At 70.3% G+C, this 491-nt stretch carries 1 protein-coding gene; it reads left to right on the forward strand.

Going from position 1 to position 491, the window contains the following annotated elements; genetic code table 11:
• Window positions 1-491 (forward strand): AMP-binding protein (locus tag AB0C16_RS40445; RefSeq protein ID WP_357691489.1); only part of this gene is annotated, 491 nt, incomplete at both ends.

Raw genomic sequence — 491 nt, forward strand, 5'->3', positions numbered from 1 at the left:
CTCCGAGAGCCGGATCCTCATCGCGGAGGACGCCGAGCAGCTGGCCAAGGCCCGGGAGACCCGCGCCGACCTGCCGGATCTCGCCCATGTCGTGGTCATCGACCCGGCCGGCGTCGAGCCCGCCGAGGGCAACCCGGAGGGCTGGATCATCACCCTCGCCGACCTGGAGGCCCAGGGCAAGGAGCTCCTCGCCAAGACCCCGGACGCGGTCACCGAGCGGGTCGCCGCGATCACCGCCGACCAGCTCGCCACCCTCATCTACACCTCGGGCACCACCGGCCGCCCCAAGGGCGTACGGCTGCCGCACGACAACTGGTCGTACATGGCGAAGGCCACCGTGGCGACCGGTCTGATCACCGCCGAGGACGTGCAGTACCTCTGGCTGCCGCTCGCCCACGTCTTCGGCAAGGTCCTCACCTCGGGCCAGATCGAGGTCGGCCACGTCACCGCGATCGACGGCCGCATCGACAAGATCATCGAGAATCTGCCGG

Origin of the sequence: Nonomuraea sp. NPDC048916, from assembly GCF_040649575.1 — a bacterium.
In the GTDB taxonomy this organism is placed as follows: domain Bacteria; phylum Actinomycetota; class Actinomycetes; order Streptosporangiales; family Streptosporangiaceae; genus Nonomuraea.